The following is a 4,369-nucleotide window of genomic DNA, read 5'->3' on the forward strand; positions in this document are numbered from 1 at the left end:
CGGCATCATCCAAACCGCACGCCGCCGAGCCCGCGGCTTCCGCAACTTCAACAATCTCAAAGCCATCTGCTATTGGATGGCTGGAGACCTCAACCTCAATATCCCTTCAGCGTTTACCCATCCTGTTTAGCGAAGCGCCGTTTATTCGTATGGGTGATGGAACGGTTCCCTTGAAGATGCGCGGAGCTTATGGGGATGTTTGGGTGTATCAAGGGGGAGATGGGGGACTTCTGTTTGGCGCCGGAGTTAATGCCACTGGATACCTCGGAGTGAATACATCTGGCGTCTATTTTGGCTTTAAAGCTTCAAACTATGGAACAGAGATTGCCAACTACGATGGTGGTGGCCTTCCAGGTCTTGGAGGAGGCAAAGCTGTTCTCGCGTTTGCCGATTCGCCACAAGTCCCTACTTCCAACATTAGCGGAGGCATCCTCTATGTCGAAAGCGGCGCTCTGAAATTCAGAGGCTCGTCAGGAACCGTCACCACCCTTGCAACAGCATAACCTAGGTACATTATTACCATCATCCCCAACGATTCAATCTCCGCATGGCAAGCCACTGTGGATCTGTTCAACCAAGGCTTTGGCCAGCCGCTTATCACCATCGAGCAGTCTTGCCAGATGAGCGCCTGATGGCTCCAGGCTCAGCTATCATGGTACAACCAGACAAACTCAACGTCGTTGAAACTGCCGTGAAACCTATTCCCAATCTCCCATGAACAAACCTGACACCACCACGCAGCGCGCGATCATCGAAACCGCGATCAAATCCATCGAGTCTGAATGCTACTCGCTGACACTCTCCGGCGAGGCGATGCGGACCATCGGTCTCGTCGAGAAGGCGACGGAGCTGGGCGAGCAACTGGCCAAGTCGATGAAGTTGCACGCTTTCTACACCGCGAAGCTCAATGAACTGGGCTGAGCCATGCACACCTCTTTGCTTCATCAGATTTTGACCTGGATAAGCCTGAAGATGCTCATCAAAGCACCGTGTGCCTGTCGGCCAGCCACCTCCCCCCGCCATCTATGATCGCACTCGGACACTCTCTGTCGCTGGCGCAGGCGCTTTCGGGGCCGGGAGGGCCGCAGTGGATCCTCGCGAATGGCGTGTGGAACGACGCGGGGGTCTGGGATGACGCTGCAGCCTGGAAGGAATCCTAACATTCACTCATCACACGCATGTCACTCGATACCCTGAACAACGGCGACAGCGGGCTGGAGGCACGCACGAAGCTCAATGCAGCGGTCGCGGCCATCATAGCCGAGGCTGCGACGCGTGAGGCCGCCGACACCATCCTTCAATCCGACATCAGTGGGAGGGCTTACACGTACCACTCACACGACCTTTCCCAAATCCGCGGATCGGGAGCAACAACAGGTCAAGTTCTCACATGGAGCGGCGCTTCGTGGGCACCCGCCACCCCCGCTGCAGCAGGTACGCCGCCCCTTCCACGGGGTTACTTATCGGGTTTCAAGATGACTTATAACAACTCCTACCTTGTCGATATATCGGCAGGCGTTTGTCGTGATTCCACCGACACAGAAAACATCACCATGGCGGCTGGAATCACTAAAAACATCGGCGTTAATTTCAGTCCGGGCACCGGCAATGGCGGTTGTCTCCCGGGCATCTCTTATGGCCTGCCCACTATAATCTCTGTGTGGGTCATTTACATCCCTGGTTTTGGGACAGCGGATGTGATTTTCGCTGATTCGACTAGCGAGATCCACGGTTACAGCCCTTACACCAAAACTCGTCGGATTGGCTGGTTATATGTGAGCTCCCTCACAGCGATAACCCCCTTCACCCAGCAGGGCGATCAAGTCATCCTCAACAGCGGCGCAAGCTCAGCCGATCTGTCGATCACGATGACTTCGAACACAGACACACCCATCACACTTCCCGCACCTCCGAATACAGACGTTATGATGCGGGTGTATGCTTCCTCCACGAGCGGCGCATTCAAGATTCGCCTAGATCCCACCTCCGTCACTTTTCCCGCCGCGCCCACCGCCGACACGTGCACTATGGCGGCCCCTGGCGGCACTGTTGTCAGCAACAATCATCTTAATCTCATGACGGATGCCTCTTCAAAAATTCATGCCATGAGCTCTGGCGGCTCGAATCTCGTCCTAAAGCTCACAGTGCGGGGTTGGAACGATCCTCGAGGCCGCGAAGACTGACGAAACCCAGCCCCCTGTTTGCCATCTGAATACCCATCATGAAACTCCCCCTTGATCCCTCTCACTTCGAAGTCCCCCTCTCCCTGGCCACCTGCATCCTGGGCGCGGCGGTGAGTGCGCTGGGCATTGTGGCGGCGACGGTGGCGGGGTGGTATGTGCGGCTGGCGAGCATCGATCCGCAGGAGCTGGCCATCCAGCCGCTGCATGTGGTGCTCATCGGGTTCATCATCGCGCTGGCGGGGTTCATCGTGCTGATCCTGCGCGCGGTGTGGGGCAAGGGCATCGAGACGGTGAACCGCTTCAGCGATGCGCTCAACAACCAGGCGCAGCAGATCGCGGAGCTCATTGAGCTGCAGACGAAGCGGGTGGAGAAGCTGGAGACGCTGAGCTTTGACGCCCTGCGGGACGCCGCCATGCAGGCCAGCAATACCACGAACCACCATAAAGCATGAACGGACTTGGGCACTCCCTTTCGCTCGCGCTGGCTTCTTCGGGGCTGGCGGGCGGCCCATTTTGGATCCTCGCGAAGGGCGCGTGGGATGACACGGGCGTGTGGACTGACGCCGCCAACTGGAAAGACGCTTAACTTTTCAATCAACACCTATATGGCACTCGATACTCTCAACAATGGCGACAGCGGACTGCAGGCGCGCACAAAGATCAATGCGGCGATTGCGGCGGTGAATTCGGCAGTTTTTGCATCACAGGCGTGGATCGAACCGGATTCGGGGAGTGATGTTACCGGCACCATTGAGTCTTCTGGCAAGCCGTTTGCCACCATTCAAGCGGCGTATGATGCTGGCGCCCACATCTTCCACATCGGGAAGGGCAGTGCTGGTGATCTTGTTCTTTCCCCTCTCGGCGACAGCATTCAGCTAGCCGGACTGGGCAGCGAGGTGTCGAGTATGGGCAGCATCACCTCGGCTCCGACCTCGAATGTGACTTATAGCGTCCGTGGCAATGGGATTGATGCGATCAAAATCGCAGGCATCTCCATCATTCCACCAGTCACACCCGTGGACGGCACGGCGTTTTCCGGCGGGAACCTGCATGTCAAAGGGTTCACCTGCACGGGGGATATTTACTACCATGCTGCGAACGGCGGAAATGGACACGCAGGCCTCGGTGCCGGATCTCCCGCCAGCCCCGTTGGCGGTGCAAACGGCCAGCCGGGAGGCGCCGGCCCCAACATCTATGCTGAAGATGTGGTGGGTGGCATTTGCGCATCCGTCGCCGGCTCTGGCGGCAATGGAGGGATGGGCGGCGACTCCACGGACAGCTCCACCAGCGGCGCAGCCGGAGGCCAGGGCGGTGATGGTGGATATGGTGGCGGGGTGGAGGCTGTCAGATCCGTGTTCACTCAGATTGCAGCCGTATTCGGGCCCGCTGGAACCGGTGGATCTGGAGGCTCAGGCGCCGAAGCAGGAACAAATGGTGCGGATGGAGCCCATGGGCCTTATGGCAGCGCCTCAGCAAGATTTTGTGACATCACATCCGACTGTGCATCCAACGAGATGACCACACTCCGCTTCTGTGCTGTGGCAAACTCCTGGTATGCCTAGCCAAATGAAACTCCCGTTTGATCCTTCCCACATTGACAAGCCATGAGCAACGACACCTCCATGACACGCACCTGCTACATCGCCATCAACGGCATTCGCAACAACCCTGGAGACGCGGAGGGGTGGACGGACCGGTTTGTGACGTGGATCAACACGCGGCTGCCGGACGGCGTGGTGGCGGAGAAGTTTGAGTATGCGTGCAGCGCGCTGCTGCGCCGGCTGCGGCAGCGGCAGCGGGCGGATGAGATCGCCAGGAAGGTGGGCTATTACCGGCGCGCGGGCTACCGGCTGGTATTGGTGGGACACAGCAACGGGTGCGACCTCATCGCACGGGTGCTGGAGGCCTGCGGGGCGGAGATCGATGCGGCGCACCTGATCTCCCCTGCGGCGGACGAGGAGGACTTTGCGGAGGCGATCCGCGAAGGGCTGATCCGCCGCATTCACATCTACGGCAGCCGCAATGACAGGGCGCTGAAGCTGGCGCTGGCCACGCGACCGCTGCTGGGATGGCTGGGCCTTGGCTACGGCTCGCTGGGGCTGCGCGGGCGTGAGTTTGCCGGGCTCTTCCCCGAGGTGGTGCAGGACCACAGCGATGACTCCTGCGGACACTCCACCTGGCTGCAG

6 protein-coding genes and 1 pseudogene are annotated in these 4,369 nt (G+C 59.0%); all 7 read left to right on the forward strand.

Annotated features, from left to right (window positions below; translation table 11 throughout):
• Positions 1–503 (forward strand): annotated as a pseudogene (locus ACILSL_RS26985) (hypothetical protein); the annotation flags it as partial.
• A 211-nt stretch (positions 504–714) separates the two neighbouring features.
• Positions 715–921, forward strand: coding sequence for a hypothetical protein (locus tag ACILSL_RS26990; RefSeq protein ID WP_395735175.1), 207 nt, complete (start codon positions 715–717; stop codon positions 919–921).
• A 104-nt stretch (positions 922–1,025) separates the two neighbouring features.
• Positions 1,026–1,160 carry a hypothetical protein gene (locus ACILSL_RS26995; protein ID WP_395735176.1) on the forward strand — a complete coding sequence of 45 codons (135 nt, stop codon included), beginning with the start codon at positions 1,026–1,028 and terminating at the stop codon, positions 1,158–1,160.
• Between the two features lie 18 nt (positions 1,161–1,178).
• On the forward strand, positions 1,179–2,183 hold the full coding sequence (locus ACILSL_RS27000; RefSeq protein WP_395735177.1) for a hypothetical protein: 1,005 nt from the start codon (positions 1,179–1,181) through the stop codon (positions 2,181–2,183).
• Between the two features lie 38 nt (positions 2,184–2,221).
• Positions 2,222–2,635, forward strand: a complete 414-nt coding sequence (locus ACILSL_RS27005; protein WP_395735178.1) for a hypothetical protein — start codon at positions 2,222–2,224, stop codon at positions 2,633–2,635.
• A 153-nt stretch (positions 2,636–2,788) separates the two neighbouring features.
• Positions 2,789–3,745, forward strand: a complete 957-nt coding sequence (locus tag ACILSL_RS27010; protein ID WP_395735179.1) for a hypothetical protein — start codon at positions 2,789–2,791, stop codon at positions 3,743–3,745.
• 42 nt (positions 3,746–3,787) lie between these two features.
• Positions 3,788–4,369: hypothetical protein (locus tag ACILSL_RS27015; RefSeq protein WP_395735180.1), on the forward strand; the 582-nt coding region annotated here is incomplete at its 3' end.

Source organism: Prosthecobacter sp. (assembly GCF_044222345.1).
GTDB lineage: Bacteria > Verrucomicrobiota > Verrucomicrobiia > Verrucomicrobiales > Verrucomicrobiaceae > Prosthecobacter.

Excerpts from the sequence above, each read along its gene's own strand:
- ACILSL_RS27010 (WP_395735179.1), top strand. The coding sequence starts at position 2,789 with ATGGCACTCGATACTCTCAACAATGGCGACAGCGGACTGCAGGCGCGC.
- ACILSL_RS26990 (WP_395735175.1), top strand. The coding sequence starts at position 715 with ATGAACAAACCTGACACCACCACGCAGCGCGCGATCATCGAAACCGCG.
- ACILSL_RS27000 (WP_395735177.1), top strand. The coding sequence starts at position 1,179 with ATGTCACTCGATACCCTGAACAACGGCGACAGCGGGCTGGAGGCACGC.
- ACILSL_RS27005 (WP_395735178.1), top strand. The coding sequence starts at position 2,222 with ATGAAACTCCCCCTTGATCCCTCTCACTTCGAAGTCCCCCTCTCCCTG.
- ACILSL_RS26995 (WP_395735176.1), top strand. The coding sequence starts at position 1,026 with ATGATCGCACTCGGACACTCTCTGTCGCTGGCGCAGGCGCTTTCGGGG.